Raw genomic sequence first — 20876 nt, forward strand, 5'->3', positions numbered from 1 at the left:
TTTGGGGAAAAGGTTAAAGGGTAAAGGTTAAAGGTTTTTTCTTTCCCCTTTTCCCCCGCCCCTTATCCCCAGAGGGGACCCCACCTTCCCCTTTTCCCCAAAACCCGACAAGTATTGGGATTACCACCCGACTCTAGTAGTTTTTGTCCGTCTTCTCCACTGAGTAACGCCTGCATATCGCCCGCAACCGGGGCAAACGCTAGCCCGTTATTGCGGACGAGTGCCTCAGCACATGATGATAAGAGAAAAGACTTACCAAGAATTGCTCAAACATCAGTGGGAAGTTGGTTCAGGTTCAATCTTGCGTTAAAACAAACTTGCTCTTATCACTTTAAGCGACTCAGAAGATGACGAACAGACAATTGTCTTTTTCATGCAAATCCCTCAAAGCGTGGGCGCTTTGAGGGATTTTGGGTATTGGTATTTGGTATTGGGTTTTTTGACTGCTAAGTTAAATTATTTGCTTTCTCAACTGCTGACTTTAACTCTTCAAAGGTAATACTACCGTCAGAGTCTGAATCATAATTTACTACCAATTCCTGGGGAGTACTGATATTTGTTTCTGATGAAACGATTGTACTTAAGCCAGGGCTTAAAAAAAGATCATTAATGGAGATTTTGCCGTCTTGATCGGTATCTAATTTATTAAAGAGAGATTGAAGCTCTTGCTCGGTTGCCATAAGTTTCTATCTGAATAATCGTTTTTCAATTTAATATCTCATTAATCTCTCAAAATTAAATAAACTTGTATCCAAAGACGTAGAAACGGGTATCGCTAGGGCTTAGATCAGGTGTAGTCCCTGATACAGGGTATACAATTGGGACATGAAAATCAATCGGCACGGTCGAGCCAAAGTTCCTACTCAATAGCAGATACAGCTAATTTTCAGTCATGGTTTAGAAAATGACCGCGATCGCTATACCTGTCCGATGATCGCGTTTTTTTATGGACACTATATAAGGCTCTGTTCCTCATGACATTGACACTAGTAACTATTCTAAAGCGATTCTAGATTGGTCAAAGACGCGTAAAGTTAATGGCAAAGTTGTTTCTGACTTACGAAAGCAAACCAAACAACGATTATTAAGCCAAGGTGGAGATGAATACAACAACGCGATCGCTGCCAAACAAACAGTTGAGAAATACTGGCAGCATAAAGACAGAGAGTACAAAAAATATCAACAAAAGCTTACTGAGTCGCAGGAATAAAGCTGACAAGCGAGAAGAAATGTGTAATTTTTTATTACAGTTAAATAATCTATCGCTTTCAAAACGCCTTATTATATTGCTTTAATGTTTCCTAATTTTCTGCCATTACAAGTTAATCAACCCAAAGACCCAGAGACGATCGCTTTCATCCAAAGTATCGAGAGAATTAACCTTGCTACCTCCCTGAGCGACCAACCAGTGCCTACAACCTATATTCACAAAGGTTGTGGAGTCACACCAATTCTGCTGCTTCACGGCTTCGACAGTTCCATCCTTGAGTTCCGCCTTCTGTTACCATTACTTGCTGCTCAAAATGAAACATGGGCAGTAGATTTGTTAGGTTTTGGCTTTACACAGAGACAAAAAGAAATAAATTACAGCCCAACTACCATCAAAATTCACCTTTACAATTTTTGGAAAACTTTAATCAACAGACCAATCATACTAGTAGGCGCATCAATGGGAGGTGCAACTGCAATCGATTTTACTCTCACTTATCCTCAAATTGTAAAATCTCTAATATTGATTAATAGTTTAGGTTACACTAGTTCTCCTGCTTTTAGCAAATATTTATTTCCTCCTTTTGACTTTTTGGCTGTTGAATACCTGCGTCAGCGCCACATATTGGCATTAAACTTATGTAGTATTTTACCTAATTTCGATCCCAAAATACTTTTGGCAATTCAGTGCGCCATGCTACATCAACAAATGCCTGGATGGCATGATGCCATGATTGATTATGTCAAAACTGGAGGTTATAGCAACTTGGCAAATAGAATTGCCAAAGTTGAAAAACCAACACTGATTTTATGGGGAGAAGCTGATGACATGCTCCCACTTGAAGATGCAGAAAAATTTCAGCGCTCCATTGCGAATTCTCAATTAATAAAACTTAAAAACTGTGGTCATGCCCCTCAAATTGAACAGCCCCAAATTACATCTCAAAATATTTTACAATTTCTGAATAAGATCGCATGAAGGCAGTGAGCTTGGTGCGATCGCTCCCTATCTGCTTGTCCTAGCCCAGTTTAGGAAAATGAGAGGTAGATAGTAGAGAAGCGGATGCCATCTGTAATACGCCCGCTCGTGCTGACTTCTAATCTTTGTAACGCCAGCTTTAAGATTATTCGTTTTTTGCGTAAAGCACAAAACTTGAGGTGAATAGTATTATATAACCGTATTTACTATGTATAAACCGGGGACAACACTAAAAGTCTCCTATATAATTTACTTCTATCAAAAACTGCTCTGGACAAAAGCCAGGGCAGTTTTATGTTGAGTCGGTTAGTCCTAAGTTTAGTAATCGCTATGATATTAGATAGAGTTTTATCATTCATCAAGTGTCAAATAATCAACACAAGCAATGCCAACTGTGTCAAAGACAGATGGAACATTTAACTGTCCATCACTTAGTTCCACGACAAAATACCAAACGCAAAAAACAAGACCCAGGCCCAACAGCAAATATTTGTTCTGCCTGTCATCGACAGATTCATGTTTTATTCGATAATAAGCTGCTGGGCCTTGAACTCAACACAATAGACAAACTCAAAAATGAGCCGCAAATGCAAAAATTCTTGGTTTGGGTAAGAAAGCAAGACCCAGGTAAGCGAGTTTCAGTCCATCGCTAAAAAGTAAGGTCGATAGTGTGTTCTGTGTTACATCACCATGCACTGAAGCTATAGAAAAGAAACAGAAACCTTAAAAATGACACTAAAGTATAAATCTTGCGTATGCATGACGACAACAGCAAAAGTATTTATTAACTTTATTTACAATTTTTCGGTTAAAAACTAGAGCATTTTTTGGATATTATCGTCCAAAGTCCTTTTATTTAGATTTTATAGCCCAATTACGCACCTTCTACCCCAATTTATCATTAGTTCTTGGGGTTATTGTAGTTAGGCAGCAGAACTATATCGCTATCATCTCGCCCAAAATTACCCCTGTTATGTCCTTTTTTCAAAATTATTTCAGAAGGGGATTAGGATGAATACCGCCGCACGCGAAGTTATTTTTGATTACACAAATACCGTCCAAGCCCAGAAAACAGAAGATATCCCCCCAACCGTCCTCTTTGAGCAGTATGATACTGCCGCCATCATGGGCGGACTCTACGGCGACGGGATCATTGGGTTGAAAGGTGCATTCGAGCCGACGTGGGCAGATCGCCTTGGTGAGGATATTGAGGTTCTCTTCTCTGAAGCGCTTGCGCGTCCGGGAGGAGCAGTGGGGCGCGGGCCCAATCGATACTACGTAGAGATTCACCCGGAGAGGATCGGGGGGTTTCTCGATCTGGTTACACATCCTTGGGTAGTGGCAGTATCAACCGCAGTCCTTGGAGAAGACTACAAAATCGTGGAGATTGGCTTCGATGTACCTCTGACTGGCTCCATGAATCAGCCCTGGCATCGCGACTTTCCCGCGCCCGAAGCCACTCTGACAGGACGCAGGCTCAACTCGCTTGCTTTCAACTTAACCACCGTGGATGTCGAAGAGGACATGGGGCCGTTCGAGATAGCACTCGGCACCCAGTGGGATCGGCCAATCGGCTTCAAACACGAAATGTTTCCGCCAAAATCTCTCTACGACCGATACCAAGAGCGTGCTGTCAGGAAGCTCCCAAAGTGTGGAGATATATCTGTCCGGTCAGCGCTGACCATTCATCGGGGTACTGCCAACCAATCCCAAAAATCGCGGCCGACCTTAGTGCTTGGTGTGGATGCTCCAGATGCCCAAAACGCTTTGCGGCACGATCTCCAGTTCACTCGCGTTTACTACGAGACTATTCCTTTACAGCACCGAAAGCATTTCGTCTGCCGAATCGTCGATGAACTAGAACCTATCGTACAAGCCCATACGATTGAGGGACTCGTCATGGGGGAGGCTTAACAGATTTGGCTAAAACGTGGCTTGGTGGGATGGAATGCCCAAACAGGATAGCTTAAACAGGCTCAAAAAATAGCGATCGCTTCACTGGGGTGTGGAGCCAAGACAAACGAAAGTAGCCTTGAAGCTAAAACCAGCACTTCAGTTAAAAATTGCCGCAGATTTCAAGCAGGCGCAGACCCACCAAGCACTTTTCTGTAAGCATCAGTCCTGTATCTCAAATAACTTTTATTATTGTATTTCCCAGCCTTTTAGCCTGTTTGACATTGATTAAAAGGTTCTCGAATAAAGTAGAGTGCATCGCGCCTGCCAACTTCCATACCACTCTTATTCCAGGTTCCCCAACGAGTAATAAATTTTTTTCCGTTATTACGACGCTCTATAGCAAAAGTAAAGTTATTGCGGAGTTCTCGATAACACCCCTCTAAACTAGTGAGCGTCAAATCTAATGCTGACACATTAAATTTATTCTCAGCTTTATTGACAACAAAGAATCCTTCGCCCCCTCGCTCCATTAGCAATAAGGTGGGACTATCAACAATTTCCAAAATATTTTCTTTAACGTTTTTTCCCTGATTTTGCCGTTGACGCATAATGGAGCGGAACTTAACGCCGTATTTGATAAAAGAAGCATCTTCATTATCCCAGTTAAGTACTAGAGGAGTGCCACTTTCTCTTGCTAGTACATAAGCTGTTGCTAGAAAGGAGTCCCAACGCTCACTATAAGGATTAATGGCATAAGAATTAATCTCACGAATGTTATCATGGTTTCTACCAAAGGTAACGCTACGCGATTCGTTTACATTTGTGGTAAGTCGTAGTGAACGCAAATCTCCACCAAAGGTGAAAGCATTTTTCATCGAGTTGTAGAGAACATAATCTGTAACAGGCGCAATCCAGTTATAGTCTTTTGATAAAGTGTCGCTGTCTGCAATTACCTCAAGATAATTCCATGTTTTTCTTTGGCTTTGTTGCTCAACGTAATTAATATATTCGTTGATAATATCTGCTGGTATATGTTTAGCAGCATCAAACCGAAATCCATCTACTCCTAAATCCAACAATTTTTTTAGATGAGCTTTTTGAATGGTTTTAACCTTATTGGTGAATATTAAATCGGGTAGTCCGCCTAACCAACAATTAATTTCTGTATATCTGTTGTTATCACTATAGTTAATGCCACAAAGATTTTCACCTAGACGGTTTAAAGCAGAATGAAAATCACTGACCGAAATACCCGGAAATTGACTTAAATCTTCAAAATCATCGTTGCCATCTAAATTAGCCATGTGATTAAAGACAACATCAGAAATGACTTTAATGTTACAACTGTGGGCTTTATCTATAAGTTTTTTTAAATCTTTTTGCCCACCTCTACCTTCAATCACCCTATAGTCTACAGGTTGATACCTTCCCCACCATTGTGGGCTAGCATTAGATTTTTGGGCTGGAGGAATTTGAATGTGTGAGTATCCCTGTTTCCCTAGTTCACAAACAAATTGTTCGATATTGTTATATTGCTGATCGAACGCATGAAAGATAGCAATAGGACTTTCTACTGCTAATGTTTTAACGGGAAAAAGGCAAATTGTAAAAATTATAACTACACTGCTAAATATCAATTGGATGAAATTCATAGCTATAAAAATGGTGGGGCAAGCAATTAACCACATTCAGAATGTGAAGCAACCTATTCATTTTGTAATCCATACAAAGTCTTTATCTGCATTCAATAGATTCATTCTATAGGATTTAGTTGCGTCAAGAAGTTTAACATCTTCTTATTCCCCACACCCCACACCCTACACCCTACACCCCACACCCAAAAGCCAGTTATATCATGGCTTTGTGCTTAACTTAGTGCCATTCAATTAGGGGGTATATCACTAGAAGTAACAGCATTCATACTTAAGGCTATTAATCATTGATTCTGTTGGTAGATGGAATGTCAATGTTGGGATTGCTATTGTGTATTTGTCGCGTAAAAACGTTTATCAAATTAAAACAATGAATATTCTTGCTTGGATTATTTTAGGTCTAATTGCTGGTGCAATTGCAAAGGCTATCTACCCCGGTCATCAAGGCGGCGGAATTCTCGGAACAATCTTACTAGGAATTATCGGTGCTTTTGTTGGTGGAAGTTTGGGTGTGTTCTTCAGTACAGGAACCTTGACATTAGCCGCCCCCACACTCAGCATTCCTGGTATTGCAGTAGCGGTTCTTGGCGCAATTGTCGCTGTTTTCTTGTGGAACTTGTTAAATCGTCGCAGTGCTGTGTAATCAATTAAATTTGAATTAATTAATAATAAAAATCAGGGAATTCATTTCGCTATATTTTCTCCCTGAATTTAAATTATTTGAATAGCGCCTGCCTGTATTTAGGTGGGTGCTATTCTTTCGTTAGAGTGCGATGCCGTTCCAGCGAATTGCTCTGAGTCCGGCTGGATGGATGATACCGCAATACTTGTCGGTTAAGGGGGAAAGGGGAAGGGGAAAAGGGAAATAAAAAACCTTTAACCCTTACCCTTTAACCTTTTCCCCAAACCAAATTCTGAGTTGAAAATGCAAAACCCGAGTAGTATTGGATGATACCGTGTAAAGCAATTTCTGGAAAACTCTATCTACTTTCTCACTTAAACTTGGCTGAACTTACGAGAGTAAAGTTCATCAGACACTTCTTTTAGTTCTGGTTCAACTACTGTCAAATGCTGCTCCAAAATTGCCAAATTCCGAATGTTGGACTTATAGAAAGCATCAAACAAATCACCCACTAAAGGCACAGTACCAACGACTGTTTCCAAACTTACATTAAAAATCATTTTCGCTAAGTCTTGACGCGGGATGCCAAACTGAGTAGCTAAAAATATGATGTAAGCTGAAAACGCTGTACTGATTAAATCACCAGCACCTGGAACCAAACCGATAATTGGGTCTATTCCAATGCGAAAACCTGTTAGAGGGATGCGTATTGATGTATCCATCAAACGGCTGAGTTTACGGATACGATTTAGAGTAGCAAGGCGTTTAGCAGCGTCCATAATTTATGAAATTTACACTACTTTTAAATTGCACCATTTTTATTTATTTGTCTTGTACCGTTAGAAATAACAAGTATGAATAAAAATCCTGACAACTACTCAGAAAGCAGATAGATGGATGATACAGTTTAGTTTGATCGCTCTATCATTGCTTATGACTAAAACTAATTCAGGAACACGGTTTTCCGACTTCTTCAACGATGGATACGGTGTTAGCAAAACCCTGCTGAAATTCCTCAAATGACTCACTTACCAGTAGAAGTAATGCAACAACTAGAGCCGCTCTCTAGTATGCCCTTTTCGATAAAGCCACTACTCAAATAGGCATTAGGCGTTGTCATTGCCGCTATTAACTGCTATGTCGAAATGCAATACGTCTTCGCGATCGCCCAGCTTTGTATAAAGTTTAATGGCTGGATCGTCACCAATATCCGCCTGGACGAAAATGACATAAGCTCCACATGCTGCTGCTACTTCTTTCAGCTTCTGAATTAATGCCGTTGCAATTCCCTGCCGTCGGTGTGCGGCGGCAACAGCTAGATCGTAGATGTAAATCTCGCTGCGCTCCTGCTCGAACTTTTTAAGCTCGTAGGCAGTAAGACCGCCAACGACCTCACCTTCTTTCAATGCAGCGATCGCAATGAAGTAGTCACTATTGAGCAGTTGCCGCAAGTAGTCTGCACTAGGCGGATTTCTATATGTCTCAACCTCATCGAACGCCTCACCAAAGGTTGCTAATAGAGCTTCCATTAATGCAACGTCCTCCGGCATAATCTGTTGAATGCTTAAGTTCATTGGTATTTCCTAAGCTACATTCCTGTTGAGCAGCTAAATCCTGCTCGTGCATACAATATCAGACGAAAGGGCTAAACCCAAAAATCAGTTGAGTATAGTTTGCTGTTATTGCCAAAGTACAATCGTTTGCCAGGTTGTTCATGCTGCCTCTAGCAGACAGGAGAAAACGGTTAATACAAGGCAAGATTCCCAAAATGACTAATTCATTTCTCATTTCATCATTTTAAGTACAATTAGATACGAATTTATTTAAGCTGAGTATAATGTATTTATTATGCAAAACCTTAACAGCTATATCTACCTAAAAAACATAGAATATCTATTAATATAAAGTGGTATTCAATAAAAATAGAGTAGTTTTAGTTTCAAAGAGTTTGAGTAAAAAATTACAAAGGTAACTGTCCCTAGCCGAAGGCAGCAAGACTTAATGAACCAGATGAAAGCAAAAAATCTTCATTCCATTGCTGACTATTTCCGAGGCGGGGAAATGGCTTGTAGAATCAATCGCTTGGACTGGTCGCAAACGTCGTTAGGCGAGATCAATACATGGTCGCAAAGTCTCAAGTCAGTGGTAAAGATGCTTCTTGCTTCGAGCTATCCGATGATCCTGACTTGGGGTAAAGATTTCATCCAAATTTACAACGATGCCTATTCCCAATTGATTGGCGATAAACATCCCGCAGCCCTTGGGATTGATATTCGGATTACACTAGCCGAGGCATGGGACACCTTAGGCCCAATGATCGAAACCGTAATGGCAACGGGCGTAGCGAATTGGACACCTGCATTGCTACTGCTGTTGGAACGTTCTGGCTACCGGGAGGAATCCTATTTTAACGTTTCCCATGCTCCAGCAGAAGACGATTCTGGAGAGATTGTCGGTATGCTTGCAGTGTGTAGTGAAGTAACACAACAAGTACTAGGGGATCGACGATTGCGGCTCTTACGGGATTTATCGTCTAAAGCAGGCGAAAGCCAAAGCGTAAAAGCAACCTGCCTGAATGCGCTTTCGGTGATTGCCTCGTCCCCAATCGATGTACCGTTCGCCCTGTTATATCTGCGTGACCTCGACGGTAAAAAATTGACGTTGCAGGGAGTTGTGGGGATTTTAGCAGGAGAAGCCGCAAGTCTGAAAACGCTCGAATTAGAAACTAATGGCAGAGATATTTGGTCGCTGGCGAAAGCAGCAAATGGTGAAACAATTCTAATTGAAGCTGTTGATGGCGAAACCACGGTGTTAGGTGGTACGTTTAGTGAACCAGTAAAATCAGCGATCGTGTTGCCGCTCGCCTCCTCCTTTCAGACAGAAACATTGGGTGTATTGGTAGCTGGAATTAGCCCTAGCCGTGAGCTAGATGAGGGATATCGCTCATTTTACGAATTGCTTGCAGGTCAGGTATCGGTTTTAGTCCGCAATGCTCAGGCATACGAAGAAGAACGCCGACGCGCTGAAGCATTAGCAGAACTAGACCGAGCGAAAACAGAGTTTTTTAATAATGTTTCCCACGAGTTCCGCACACCTTTAACGTTAATGCTTGGCCCGTTAGAGGATGTACTAAGTAGTAAAAACGGGTCATTGACAACTGAAGAACGCGAGCAATTGCAGCTAGTTCACCGCAACAGCCTGCGGTTGCTCAAATTGGTAAACACACTACTAGATTTTTCCCGAATTGAGGCAAGTCGGATTGAAGCGGTTTACGAACCGACAGACCTTGCTGGATTGACCACTGAACTTGCAAGTGTCTTCCGGTCGGCTATCGAACGGGCAGGTTTACGTTTGACGGTAGATTGTCCACCATTACCAGAAGCGGTGTATGTAGACCGCCAAATGTGGGAAAAGATTGTTTTGAATTTGCTCAACAATGCTTTCAAGTTCACGTTTACTGGGGAAATTACTGTAGCCTTGCGCTGGTATAGAGAATATGTTGAATTGGAGATTCGGGATACAGGCACAGGAATTCCAGCAGCAGAGTTGCCACGTTTATTCGAGCGTTTTTACCGCGTACAAGGATTACAAGGGCGTACTCATGAAGGGTCAGGCATTGGGCTATCGCTAGTGCAAGAACTGGTTCGACTTCATGGCGGCTCGGTTCGCGTCACCAGCAAAGTAAATCAGGGAAGTTCTTTTATAGTTGTATTGCCCACTGGCAAAGATCATCTGCCTGTTGAGCGCATTGGAACTAAGAGTGATTTATCTTCGACTGCTTTCGGGGCAAATGCTTTTGTTGAGGAAGCATGGCGTTGGCTGCCTGAAGAGGGGAAAAGGGAAAAGAATTTCTTTGCTCCTGCTCCAGAAGGCACAAGTTCAAAAGCTCGTATTCTGTTAGCTGATGACAACGCAGATATGCGTGATTATTTGAAGCACTTACTCCAGCCGGATTACGAGGTAGAGGTAGTCACAAATGGAGTAGCGGCCTTAGCCGCAGCCGAGAGACAAATACCAGATTTAGTACTAAGCGACATCATGATGCCAGGAGTTGACGGTTTGCAATTGTTGCGCCAATTGCGCTCTCAAGCATCCACTCGTGAAGTACCGATTATTCTGGTATCTGCCCGTGCAGGCGAGGAATCTCGTGTCGAAGGTTTAGAAATGGGTGCGGATGACTACTTGATAAAACCTTTCTCGGCGCGAGAACTGCTGGCACGGGTGCGGGCAAATTTGGAATTATCTCGACTACGTAAACAGGCGCAAGCAGAACGAGCAGAACGAATTCAACAGGAAGCAGCGCGGGTTGAGGCAGAGGTAGCCAATCGCATGAAAGATGAATTTTTGCAAGTACTTTCCCATGAGATTCGCACACCGCTAAATGGAATGCTCGGCTGGGTTAAGATGCTAAGTCAAGGTAAATTAGATCGGGCTGCGACTGCTCGTGCGCTAGAAACTATAGAACGCAATGCCAAAGCTCAAGCAAAATTAGTAGACGATTTGCTCGATGTCTCGCGTATTATCCGAGGAGAATTGCGATTAGAGAAGCATTCATTGTCTTTAATTTCAGTGATTAAAGAAGCTATCGAAACAGTAAGACCACAAGCTTCAGGTAAAGATATAACTATTGAGTGTATGCTTGATGAATGCGCGAGTTGTGTATTTGGCGATGCTAGCCGTTTACAACAAGTAGTGTGGAATCTGCTGACTAATGCAGTTAAGTTTACGCCTTCTGGAGGGCGGGTAGAGGTTTCCCTAGAAACGAATGGTAGTGATGCGCTCCTCCAAGTTAGAGATACAGGTATTGGTATTAAAGCTGACTTTTTGCCTCACATCTTTGACCGCTTTCGCCAAGCAGATACAAGTACAACCCGAACCTACGGAGGGCTGGGTTTGGGTTTAGCAATTGTCCGACATTTAATGGAAATGCATCAAGGAACGGTACAAGCTCACAGCCCAGGTCTTGGTCTTGGAACAACATTTAGCGTGCAGTTACCCCTGATGAATATCTCAGATGTTTCTGAAGGTGCAGAATCAATCTCTGTAAACAATGATAGTCAAATTTCACTCAAAGGTCTGCAAGTATTAGTGGTTGATGATGAAGATGATGGGCGTGAGCTTGTTAGTTTTATCTTGCAGCAACATGGTGCTTTGGTAACTGAAGTGGCATCAGTAGCGCAAGTCTGGTCAGCGTTAGAGTCGAGAATGCCACATATACTGATTTCGGATCTGGGAATGCCAGAGGAGGATGGCTACAGTCTGATTCGTCGAATCAGGGCTTTACCAGTAGAAAAAGGAGGAAGAATGCCAGCGATCGCCTTGAGTGCTTATGCCAAAGAGGAAGACCGAAGGCGGGCGTTGCTCACAGGTTTTCAAATGTATTTGTCCAAACCATTTGATCCATTGGAGTTAGTAGTTATGGTTGCAAGTTTGTCTGGTCGGTTTCAGCATTGACAGAAAAAATAGCTAGAAACTAACAGTTAATAATATTTGAGGAAATAGCCTTTCAAATTTTTAACCAACTTCACCATAGTAATAGATAATAGTGCTTTATCCTTAATTATTAATTTGGAAATATTGTCATGTTTTGAAGTAATCAAAACCCCGGAACGAGATTATAGAGTTGTACTAGAGAAGCGATCGCCACATCTGCAATCACCTCCACATTCTCCCAGCCAGGAGAAAGATAGTTGTAATTCTTGACCCCATCAAGCAGTTTAGAGATAGTTAAGTGTTTGGTAGTAAATTTGACTCCCTCGCCCCCTGCAAATACTCTACCGTCAGCTTGAAGCCACGCACACACCAGCCAGCGATCGCAGACTTTCCAAGGTGCGGCGATCGCCCTATTTTTTTGGTCAGCTTGTTGTGCAAGCACAACATTCTCAACCTAGAATTGGCGAAGCCTTATAAAGATATTCCACAGTAAAGCGTATAGTTAATCCTCAAAACACCAGACAGCACTAAGCTGTAGAGAAGATATGCCATTTCCTCTGTACAACCAGGTGATATCCATTGAAAAAGCGATCGCTACTCTTGAGGGGCGTTGCTGATTCCATGTATGATGTAGGATTTTGCATAATACCAAAATCCTTGTAGAGACGTAGCAGTGCTACGTCTCTACATCCAAATTCATACTTTAATTCAGCAACGCCCTTGAGGTATGCGATCGTCTTTGTTCTACAATGTTGAAATTGAAGTTTTTTACAACCAGTTTTCAGACTTGGTTTGGTCATCGGGATCTCCCCGGCGGCACTGAAGAATCAGCCACGCTAACAGAGATCAAAATCAATAAACCCGTTAACAACTTTCTTGAGTTTGGGTTATAAGCGATAATCATATCATGTCCGCATAATTTAGTTACGATTGCCATAGTTATTGCACCCCACCCCCAACCCCTCCCGAAGAGCGGGGCTACGGTGTACACACAAGTGTTGGTGCAGTGTATCTATCCCGCCTCGGAATAAATTCCAAGTCTCATAACGAAAGGCTTCTTTTAGAGGACTTTGGCTTATCAGCCCGGAACTTTAGTTCTGGGCGGGATATTTGCTCAATGTGAGACTTTCACTTGAACAGAAATATTGGGTGGGTAAGATTTTTAGAGATGTGTGTACACCGTAGGCTTGCGGGGAGGGGAGACAAAGCACAGCTTTGGCGGGGTGGGGTTCTTCGCGTTTAATAAGCAATCAAGCGGACATGATATCAGCTAGTCGGTCACACCCTTTGTAGTCACCTTGGAACCCAATAGTTGTCGGTTAAGGGGAAAAGGGGGAAAGAAAAAACCTTTAACCTTTTCCCAAACCCAATGCCGAGTTAAAAATGTACAAAGCGAGTAGTATTGCCTTGGAACCAAATCAGCTAAAGCTATTTCCAGAAGTGAAACCCACGCCAGTACGTAGAGAAGAGGGACTGCTGTACGCAACATGACGAAAGAGAGTAGCTACTTTACTTTCCCCTACAGTAGTCCTTATGATATTTCTCGTTCAGTTTCAGTCAAAAATTTAACCTTAGCTCCTATGCCTACCGTCGCGATTATCTATTTCTCTGGTGCAGGTCATACTCATCTTATGGCCCAAGCCATTGCTGAAGGTGCAACTAAAGTTGAAGATACCACTGTTGAACTGCTACGAGTTACTGGAGAGCAGATTGTCAATGGTCGTTGGAAGAACGATGAGGGACTAGAAAAGCTCAACCAAGCTGATGCAATCGTTTTTGGCTCTCCCACTTACATGGGTGGTGTAGCGGCTCAGTTTAAGGCGTTTATCGATGCCAGTAGCGAAGTTTGGTTCCGACACGGATGGAAAGACAAAATCGCTGCGGGTTTCACCCACTCTAGCTCTCCTAGTGGTGACAAGCAAGGGACGCTCTTATACTTAGCGACGAACGCAGCCCAGCACGGCATGATTTGGGTAAATGTGGGAGACTTGCAAAGCTTTTTATCTGGTAAGGATGATGGGGTCAATCGACTGGGAGGATTTTTAGGTGTCATGGGTCAAAGCCAACTTGATATGAGCGGCAACCAAGCAGTGCTAGATTCAGGTGATTATCTGACCTCAGTACGCTTTGGGCAACGCATTGCAGAGGCAACTAAACGTTGGTTTAAGTAGCTTTTGACACCCAAAGCATCTGACAAAAAATTCTTTTCGAGTCAAAGTGAAACTCCTACAGCGATGGCGGAAGCGCCCTTACATGTGGCGATCGCACCTTTGACACAGAACTGAGAGCTAGGCAGTGCTTTACGCAGCTTAACAAAGTTATCGCTCAAGAGGTGCTTGCATTCAAGCAAGGAAAAATTGCACCCCTAGAGCGATCGCTTGCTTCAAAACAGTACATTAGTACTATAAAAATCCCCGACTGCGATCGCCAACTATCGGATAGAGCATTTCCTTTGTGGAGAACCGAAAACCAGCTGAAGCTCTGTTATCAGCTAAAACTGGACGATAGCTTTGTGCTAGTTGCTTGGATGTAGGAGTGCGTTTAGTGTAACATAGCGATCGCAATTCTTCCTGTACATCTTCTGCTGCCACAGATTCGGATTTGGTATTCTCTTCTACATACCTTGCCAGTGCATCAAGCGTTGTCAATTCTTCAAATAACTGGCGAATGGAAATCTGAATACCATAAGTATTTTCAATAGTTCATACAGCATCAACTAGAACAATAGAATCAGCACCCATTTCTAAAAAAGGAGCTTGAACATCGATGTTTGATGGCTCCGATTTCAGTAATTTCGCTACAATAGAGCGTAATGTTTGCAGTGTTGTTTCCCTCTGCTCTGATTTGGCAGGTACAGCTATACTTTTTGCCAAAGGGAAACACCATCGCAAATCACCCGCATCTGCTCACACTCGGCAGGCAAGTAGTTGTACGACTTTAGGTACTGCAATCCAATCGTATATTCCCCATCTTGGTGACAGCTTCGCCAGTTCTTCCCCTGGAATTTGCCCAATTATTTTATTTTTTAGAGTCTGGCAAGCCATATAATTGAGTGACAGATGGCTCATGACGCTCATCAAGAAAAAATTCTATGATTGCCATACCTGGAGTTGCCATCCAAAGTAAAATCTATGAGAGTTCGGCATCTCTGGTGTATCGAGGCTTCAGAGGGCAGGACAATCTGGCGCTCGTCGTCAAAATGCTAAAGCTTGATTATCCTTCTCCCCAAGAATTAACCCGCTACAAACAGGAATATGAAATTACCCGCTCCCTCAACTTGTCAGGAATTGTCAAGGCATACAGTCAGCACGACTATCAACGCACCCTCGTCATTCTCTTAGAAGACTTTGGCGGCGAGTCTCTGGAGCAATGGATACACAAATGCTCGGACTTCTGCCCCATGCCCTTGTCTGCGTTTCTGGGTCTAGCGATCGCACTTACCGATATTCTAGGTAGAATCCATGCAGCCAATGTGACTCATAGGGATATCAACCCAGGAAATATTGTTCTCAATCGGGATACTGGCGTTATCAAAATCATTGACTTCGGGATTGCCACCCGCTTTAATCGCACCAATCCGACATTCAAAAGCCCCCATGTGTTAGAAGGCACTCTTGCCTACCTGTCGCCAGAGCAAACTGGACGGATGAATCGCTGGCTCGATTATCGTACCGATTTTTACTCGCTGGGCGTAACGTTCTACGAATTGCTCACCGGACACCTGCCATTTTCCACAACAGACATCCTGGAGCTAGTCCACTGTCATATTGCCAAACAACCCGTTCCACCTCACGAACTGGATGCAACGATCCCCAAACCTGTTTCAGATATCGTTCTGAAACTGATGGCGAAAAATGCTGAGGATCGCTATCAAAGTGCTTGGGGAATTAAAGCAGATTTAGAAAGCTGCGATCGCCAATTAGAAAAATTTGGTCAAATCGATCGCATCCAGTTAGGTCTTCAAGACATTTCCAATCGGTTTCAAATTCCCCAAAAACTGTATGGACGGGATCGAGAAATTACCATGTTATTGGCAGCGTTCGATCGCGTAGCGTGTCCAGAGGACAATCGCATCGCTACTTTACAAAACAACACACAAATAAAATTCAAAGTTGAAATGATGTTGGTGACTGGCTATGCTGGCATTGGAAAATCAGCATTAGTGCAGGAACTCTACAAACCCATCACTCAAAAGCGTGGCTATTTTATCTGGGGGAAATTCGATCAATTGCAGCGCAATATTCCCTACAGTGCGATCGTCGATGCTTTGCGAAAGTTAGTCCAGCAACTACTGGGTGAATCCAATGAGCAGGTGCAACAGTGGCGATCAAAACTTCTAAATGCCTTGGGAAGCAATGGGCAAATCATTATTGATGCGATCCCGGAAGTTGAGTTAATTATTGGCAAACAGCCACCTGTATCAGACGTTGGAGCTACTGAAACCCAAAATCGCTTCAATCTAACCTTTCAATCGTTTGTGCGGGTGTTTTGCTCAAAGCAACATCCCTTAGTTATCTTTCTGGACGATCTTCAGTGGGTAGACTCGGCCACACTCAAGTTAATCGAACTGATGCTGCTGGATGAGCAAACCCAATCTCTATTTTTGATTGGAGCCTATCGAGATAATGAAGTAAATTCAACGCATCCATTGGTACTAACGCTCTCTAGGCTGCGACAACAAGGGGCGGTGCTTCAAGAAATTGTCCTGGCACCTTTAACGCTCTTGCCGTTGAGTCAGTTGATTGCCCAGACGCTCCATCGGGATGCCCAAACCGTTTTTGCTCTGACCCAGTTGGTGCTGCGGAAAACGGAGGGTAATCCTTTCTTTGTCGGCGAATTTTTGAGAATGCTTTATAGCGAAAGTCTGTTGAGTTTTGATGGGTCACACTTAAGCTGGCAATGGAACATTGCTCAGATTGAAGCCCAAAACATCACTGATAATGTGGTAGAGTTGATGCTCTTAAAGCTGAAAAAAATACCAGAAGAAACCCAGCAAATTCTCCGTTTAGCCGCTTGTGTCGGAGCTGAATTTGATTTAAATACCTTAGCGATAGTGTGTGAGAAATCGCCCAAAACGGTTTTTCAGGATTTACTACCAGCAGTACAAGGAGGATTCATTCAACCCCTGTCTGAATTAGATGAGGACTTGTTAGTTCAAGAGTATAAATTCTTGCATGACCGAGTACAGCAAGCCGCTTATGCTTTGATTCCTGAGGAGCGAAAGCAAGTAACACACTACTCTATTGGACGACTACTGCTTGGCAAGCTCTCTGAGGTCGAACAAAGTGAGATGCTTTTTGATATTGTCAACCACATCAACTTTGGTCAATCCCTTCTGACACAGAAAGATGAAAAAGAGAAAATAGCACAACTCAACTTGGCTGCCGCTCAAAAAGCCATATCCTCTACAGCCTATGAAGCCGCGATTCGGTATCTTGAGACTGGCATTGGCTTGCTCGAAGCAGAGGCTTGGATAAGTCAGTACGACTTGATGTTCAACCTGTATCGTACTCTCTGTGCAGCACAGTTGAGTAATGCTAGCTATGAGCAATTAAGCGCCACAACCAAAGTTGCTTTAGAGCATATTTCTTCTGCCGTTGATCGCGCAGATATTCGTGTTTTTCAAATCACTCAATATACCCTACAAGGCCAATGTGAGGAAGCAGTTCAAACAGGTCTGATCGGATTGCATGAGCTGGGAATTGAGATTCAGGGCAAAAATTTGACAGAACTAGTCCGTGAAGAGTTTGCTGCTGTTGCCAAAAGCTTAGAAAATCGCTCAATTTCCTCACTTTTAACTTTACCAACGGTGAGCGATCGGGTCATTCAAGCAATGATTAAATTGATCGTTGTAGATATATCAGCATACATTACGGCTAACATTGAACTTTACTGCTTTATCAGTTTAAGAGTAGTTCGTCTTTCCATTGAACATGGAAATATTGCTGAGTCTATTAAGGCTTATGCAAACTATGGTCTTCTTTTAGCCTTGATGGAAGGGCAATACCAACGAGGCTATGAGTTTGCAGATTTAGCTGTGCAGTTGAGCTACAAGCTAAACAGTAAATCTCAGCAGTGTAAGGCTGAGATGTTGTTTGGAGGCTTTATTCAAGTTTGGTCAAAGCCTATAGCAGGAGCAGCCACGATCAATAACAAAGGTTTTCTGGCAAGCATGGAGTCGGGAAATGTTCAATTTGCAGCCTATAACGTGGTCGGTAACATTTTTAATCGCTTATTTCAAGGCGAAAATTTAACAACCGTTGCAGAAGACAACGAAAAATATCAGTTGGTGGCGGAGCAGATTCAGGACGAGCTTTCGAGGGTGGCACTGGCTGGAGCTAAATTTTTTATCGCAAAACTTGCTTTAGGGCAAGCGGCACAGGAACACGATCAATTGCTCAGAGAGACAGAAAAAATAGTTCATCAGGGTGAAACCTCACAAATCCGGTTTTCAATTTGTCTTTATTACATCCTCAGAATGCATCTTTCCTGTTTAACAGCAGATTTTGAGCAAGGCTGCCATTATTTCGTTGAAGCGGGAAAGATCCTAAATTCTATCGTAGGATTTACAACCTATAGTAGTTATTTCTATTATGGTTCTCTGATTCTACTCAACCTGTATTCCGGTCTATCTCAAGCAGAACAAAATAATACTTTGGAACAGATTCGATCGAATCAGCAGCGCTTGAAAGCATGGTCAGATAGCTGTCGAGAAAATTTTTTACACAAGTTTCATCTCGTTGAAGCAGAAAAAGCGCGAGTCTTCGGTCAATTTTTTGAAGCAGAAAACTTATATGAACAAGCCATTCAAGGAGCCAAGGACAACGAGTATCTTCAAGAAGAAGCATTAGCCTATGAATTAGCCGCCAAACATTACTTAGCTCGTGGTAGAGAAAAGTTTGCCCAGCTCTACATGAAGGAAGCTCACTACTGCTATGAACGATGGGGAGCAATTGCAAAGGTTAAAGATTTAGAAATTCGTTATCCTCAACTATTTCCTCAGTCCTTCAACGTATCTACACCAGTTCGCACCGCGATCGGAACCATCTCAAGTACCTCACATACTGCTCTCGATTTAGCGACAGTGATGAAAGCAGCTCAAGCAATTTCGAGTGAAATTGAACTGGAGCGGTTGCTCAGTTCTCTAATGCAGATATTAATTGAGAACGCTGGAGCACAAATTGGATATCTGCTTTTGGAAAATGCAGGAGAATGGTTGATAGAGGCTTCTTGTGAACTTGATGAAGGCAAGCAGGTTTGTGCTACACAAGTGCTGCGATCAACTCCAATGGCAAATCGCCTACCCGAATCGATTATTAACTATGTTATCCGGACTCATGAATCTGTGATCTTAAAGGATGCAACTCGCGAAGGTAATTTTATTAATGAACCATACATTCAGCATAACCAAACGAGATCGCTTCTTTGTTTACCGTTGCTAAATCAAAGTAAACTTGTGGGTGTGTTGTATCTAGAAAATCAATTAGCAACTGGAGTATTTACACCGGAGCGAGTCTCCTTCGGAGACGCTACGCGAACGCAAGTTCTTAATCTACTCTCTACTCAAGCAGCAATTGTGATCGAAAATGCCAAACTTTACTCAAAACTACGTGACGGCGAAAGTCAGATAAATCAATTTATAGAAGCGGTTCAAGTGGGAATAGGGGTCTTGGATGCGACGGGTCGTCCTTACTATGTCAATCAACGAGGCATTCAGCTACTAGGCAAAGGCGTTGATCCTAGCGCGACACCTGCTCATCTTGCAGAGGTTTATCAAGTTTACCTGGCTGGAACGAATCAAACCTGTTCCCCTGAGGACATGCCAATTGTTCGAGCCTTAAAAGGCGAACGTACAAGGAGGGATGATTTAGAGATTCACCGAGGCGAGACTATTATTCCCATTGATGCATGGGGAACGCCAGTTTTTGATGAACATGGGAACGTGGCTTATGCGATCGTAGCCTTCCAAGACATCACGGAGCAAAGACGATCGGAAAAACTGTTAACCGAATACAATCGCACCCTGGAACTTCAGGTGGCAGAACGAACGGCAGCTTTACAGCAAAGCGAAGCAGAGCTGCGCGGTGTCTTCGACGAGCTTCGTTTACGAGAACAGGAATTACGACTGATTGCCGACGCTCTACCCGTTCTGATTAGCTACGTCGATGCCAATCGCTGCTTTCAATTTATCAACCGTACATACGAGGTTTGGTTCAACCGTAGCCGTGATCAAATTTTGGGCAATCCTGTTCGTCAACTGCTCGGTGAGGCGGTTTATGAACGGATTGAGCCGTATATTAATCAGGTGTTTGCAGGGCAAACTGTCCCTCTAGAAGCAGAAATCCCTTTTTTGGATGATAAGCGGTGCATCAGCGCCACCTTGATTCCTGATTTCGATGACAATGCTCAGGTAAGAGGTTTCTACAGTCTCATGACAGACATTAGCGATCGCAAACGAGCCGAAGAAGCCTCGATTCTAGAGGAGCGCAATCAGATGGCGCGGGAAATTCACGACACTTTAGCCCAAGCGTTTACAGGTATTATCATTCATGCTCGCTCTGCCGCCAATAAGGTAATGGCAGACCCAGAAAAAGCGCAAACTCTCCTGACTCAGATCCTCGACGTAGCACATTCTGGGCTTGCGGAGGCACGTCGTTCAGTAGAGGCACTACACCGCCCATACCTTTTAAAGAGCAGTAACTTACAGGATGCCTTAAGCCGTCTTGCGGCTCAATTAGACCCGTCGATCGCAACCCAAATCGTCTACGAAGTCATGGGTACACCCTATCCCCTATCCTCCGATCTCGAAAATAATCTGTTTCGGATTGGGCAGGAAGCTTTGACAAACGCAATCAAACATGCTAAGGCAAGTGAAATCCACATTGAACTGATCTATGAACCGACCCAATGCAGCTTGCGAATTCAAGACGATGGGCAGGGATTTGAGGTAGAAAACCAGGCGATGCAGAATGGCTTTGGTCTACTGGGGATGGCAGAACGGGCTGAACGCATTAGCGCTGAATTAAAGATTCAAAGTGACTTAGGGCAAGGGACAGAGATTATGGTATCTATTAATCGAGGGTAA

The 20876-nt window shown here is 43.1% G+C and carries 15 protein-coding genes; 7 read left to right on the forward strand and 8 right to left on the reverse strand.

Translation table 11 applies throughout. From position 1 onward, the window contains the following. Nucleotides 1-446 precede the first annotated feature (446 nt). On the reverse strand, nt 447-680 hold the full coding sequence (locus RMX98_RS31065) for an EF-hand domain-containing protein (protein ID WP_409881663.1): 234 nt from the start codon (nt 678-680) through the stop codon (nt 447-449). 614 nt (nt 681-1294) lie between these two features. Between RMX98_RS31065 and RMX98_RS31070 the strand changes: the two genes are divergently transcribed. From RMX98_RS31070 to RMX98_RS31080, 3 genes are all read left to right on the forward strand, one after another. Further along, the gene (locus RMX98_RS31070) at nt 1295-2188 is read left to right on the forward strand and encodes an alpha/beta fold hydrolase (RefSeq protein ID WP_409881665.1); all 894 of its coding nucleotides are present in this window, start codon (nt 1295-1297) and stop codon (nt 2186-2188) included. 362 nt (nt 2189-2550) lie between these two features. After that, nucleotides 2551-2841 (forward strand): HNH endonuclease, encoded by a 291-nt coding sequence (locus tag RMX98_RS31075; protein WP_409881666.1) that lies wholly within the window; start codon nt 2551-2553, stop codon nt 2839-2841. Nucleotides 2842-3199: 358 nt separating this feature from the next. After that, nucleotides 3200-4102 carry a phytanoyl-CoA dioxygenase family protein gene (locus RMX98_RS31080; protein WP_409881667.1) on the forward strand — a complete coding sequence of 301 codons (903 nt, stop codon included), beginning with the start codon at nt 3200-3202 and terminating at the stop codon, nt 4100-4102. A 248-nt stretch (nt 4103-4350) separates the two neighbouring features. Here the strand turns inward: RMX98_RS31080 and RMX98_RS31085 are convergent, their stop codons facing one another. Then, the gene (locus tag RMX98_RS31085) at nt 4351-5736 is read right to left on the reverse strand and encodes an alpha-amylase family glycosyl hydrolase (protein ID WP_409881668.1); all 1386 of its coding nucleotides are present in this window, start codon (nt 5734-5736) and stop codon (nt 4351-4353) included. 370 nt (nt 5737-6106) lie between these two features. Here RMX98_RS31085 and RMX98_RS31090 point away from each other — a divergent pair, with 370 nt between their 5' ends. After that, the gene (locus RMX98_RS31090; protein WP_409881669.1) at nt 6107-6379 is read left to right on the forward strand and encodes a GlsB/YeaQ/YmgE family stress response membrane protein; all 273 of its coding nucleotides are present in this window, start codon (nt 6107-6109) and stop codon (nt 6377-6379) included. Between the two features lie 353 nt (nt 6380-6732). On the opposite strand, the gene RMX98_RS31095 is transcribed toward RMX98_RS31090, so the two are convergent. Next, the gene (locus tag RMX98_RS31095) at nt 6733-7137 is read right to left on the reverse strand and encodes a DUF4112 domain-containing protein (RefSeq protein ID WP_409881670.1); all 405 of its coding nucleotides are present in this window, start codon (nt 7135-7137) and stop codon (nt 6733-6735) included. 327 nt (nt 7138-7464) lie between these two features. Then, nucleotides 7465-7908: an AAC(3)-I family aminoglycoside N-acetyltransferase gene (locus RMX98_RS31100; protein ID WP_409881671.1), complete on the reverse strand. Its 444-nt coding sequence runs from the start codon at nt 7906-7908 to the stop codon at nt 7465-7467. Nucleotides 7909-8359: 451 nt separating this feature from the next. Here RMX98_RS31100 and RMX98_RS31105 point away from each other — a divergent pair, with 451 nt between their 5' ends. Next, nucleotides 8360-11812 carry an ATP-binding protein gene (locus RMX98_RS31105; protein WP_409881672.1) on the forward strand — a complete coding sequence of 1151 codons (3453 nt, stop codon included), beginning with the start codon at nt 8360-8362 and terminating at the stop codon, nt 11810-11812. A 142-nt stretch (nt 11813-11954) separates the two neighbouring features. Here RMX98_RS31105 and RMX98_RS31110 read toward each other — a convergent pair whose 3' ends face one another. Then, the gene (locus tag RMX98_RS31110; RefSeq protein WP_409881673.1) at nt 11955-12233 is read right to left on the reverse strand and encodes a hypothetical protein; all 279 of its coding nucleotides are present in this window, start codon (nt 12231-12233) and stop codon (nt 11955-11957) included. Between the two features lie 85 nt (nt 12234-12318). Then, nucleotides 12319-12591, reverse strand: coding sequence for a hypothetical protein (locus RMX98_RS31115; protein WP_409881675.1), 273 nt, complete (start codon nt 12589-12591; stop codon nt 12319-12321). Nucleotides 12592-13278: 687 nt separating this feature from the next. Between RMX98_RS31115 and RMX98_RS31120 the strand changes: the two genes are divergently transcribed. After that, complete coding sequence (locus tag RMX98_RS31120) at nt 13279-13962, forward strand: flavodoxin family protein (protein WP_409881677.1); 684 nt, start codon at nt 13279-13281, stop codon at nt 13960-13962. Nucleotides 13963-14193: 231 nt separating this feature from the next. Here RMX98_RS31120 and RMX98_RS31125 read toward each other — a convergent pair whose 3' ends face one another. Both RMX98_RS31125 and RMX98_RS31130 read right to left on the reverse strand, forming a co-directional pair. Next, nucleotides 14194-14439 (reverse strand): hypothetical protein, encoded by a 246-nt coding sequence (locus tag RMX98_RS31125; protein ID WP_409881678.1) that lies wholly within the window; start codon nt 14437-14439, stop codon nt 14194-14196. 54 nt (nt 14440-14493) lie between these two features. Continuing rightward, nucleotides 14494-14664, reverse strand: a complete 171-nt coding sequence (locus tag RMX98_RS31130) for an acyl carrier protein (RefSeq protein ID WP_409881679.1) — start codon at nt 14662-14664, stop codon at nt 14494-14496. Nucleotides 14665-14882: 218 nt separating this feature from the next. Here RMX98_RS31130 and RMX98_RS31135 point away from each other — a divergent pair, with 218 nt between their 5' ends. After that, on the forward strand, nt 14883-20876 hold the full coding sequence (locus RMX98_RS31135; protein ID WP_409881680.1) for an AAA family ATPase: 5994 nt from the start codon (nt 14883-14885) through the stop codon (nt 20874-20876).

This window comes from Nostoc sp. DedQUE02 (assembly GCF_034531035.1).
Taxonomy (GTDB): domain Bacteria; phylum Cyanobacteriota; class Cyanobacteriia; order Cyanobacteriales; family Nostocaceae; genus Nostoc.

Bases quoted from the DNA above. Each gene is read 5' to 3' on its own strand.
- RMX98_RS31065 (WP_409881663.1), bottom strand. From the start codon at position 680: ATGGCAACCGAGCAAGAGCTTCAATCTCTCTTTAATAAATTAGATACC.
- RMX98_RS31070 (WP_409881665.1), top strand. From the start codon at position 1,295: ATGTTTCCTAATTTTCTGCCATTACAAGTTAATCAACCCAAAGACCCA.
- RMX98_RS31080 (WP_409881667.1), top strand. From the start codon at position 3,200: ATGAATACCGCCGCACGCGAAGTTATTTTTGATTACACAAATACCGTC.
- RMX98_RS31085 (WP_409881668.1), bottom strand. From the start codon at position 5,736: ATGAATTTCATCCAATTGATATTTAGCAGTGTAGTTATAATTTTTACA.
- RMX98_RS31090 (WP_409881669.1), top strand. From the start codon at position 6,107: ATGAATATTCTTGCTTGGATTATTTTAGGTCTAATTGCTGGTGCAATT.
- RMX98_RS31095 (WP_409881670.1), bottom strand. From the start codon at position 7,137: ATGGACGCTGCTAAACGCCTTGCTACTCTAAATCGTATCCGTAAACTC.
- RMX98_RS31100 (WP_409881671.1), bottom strand. From the start codon at position 7,908: ATGCCGGAGGACGTTGCATTAATGGAAGCTCTATTAGCAACCTTTGGT.
- RMX98_RS31105 (WP_409881672.1), top strand. From the start codon at position 8,360: ATGAACCAGATGAAAGCAAAAAATCTTCATTCCATTGCTGACTATTTC.
- RMX98_RS31115 (WP_409881675.1), bottom strand. From the start codon at position 12,591: ATGACCAAACCAAGTCTGAAAACTGGTTGTAAAAAACTTCAATTTCAA.
- RMX98_RS31120 (WP_409881677.1), top strand. From the start codon at position 13,279: ATGACGAAAGAGAGTAGCTACTTTACTTTCCCCTACAGTAGTCCTTAT.
- RMX98_RS31135 (WP_409881680.1), top strand. From the start codon at position 14,883: ATGATTGCCATACCTGGAGTTGCCATCCAAAGTAAAATCTATGAGAGT.